The sequence below is a fragment of the Caballeronia sp. INML1 genome, from assembly GCF_023631085.1.
In the GTDB taxonomy this organism is placed as follows: domain Bacteria; phylum Pseudomonadota; class Gammaproteobacteria; order Burkholderiales; family Burkholderiaceae; genus Caballeronia; species Caballeronia turbans.
On record NZ_JALQDT010000109.1, the window covers coordinates 1 to 407 of the forward strand.

The window sequence follows — 407 nt, forward strand, 5'->3', positions numbered from 1 at the left end:
ATTCAACGCCTGCCCGCACGCGTTGTCCTTGCCTCACGCGCTCATGGTCGAGGGCAGGCATCGAACAAACCTAAACGAGAGCGCCAGCTCGATAAATCTTCTACAGAGCTGACGTTTGGGTCGCCCATGTCAGCTTTTCGGTGGCGAGTCGGAAAGCGAACAAACGGTTAAGAACCGTCGTTGAAAGGATAAAATGCGAGGGTCTGTCATAAGGCTGCCAGCAGTCTTACGAACCAACGCCCTGAGTGCCCACTATCCTCGAATCCGGCCTCAAGACCAATGATTGGCCATCTCGTCGTCGAGCGCGAGTACATATGCCTGGATTGCGATTGAAGCGCACCGGGAATTTCGGAGACGGTTTTGCTGGAGTTACGCTGCCATCGGCATTCCAGCGATTTGTTCATAGT

General features: G+C 54.1%; 1 protein-coding gene. It reads right to left on the reverse strand.

What is annotated here, in order from left to right:
* Positions 1 to 206 precede the first annotated feature (206 nt).
* Positions 207 to 407: hypothetical protein (locus NCR38_RS34025; RefSeq protein ID WP_250478541.1), on the reverse strand; the 201-nt coding region annotated here is incomplete at its 5' end.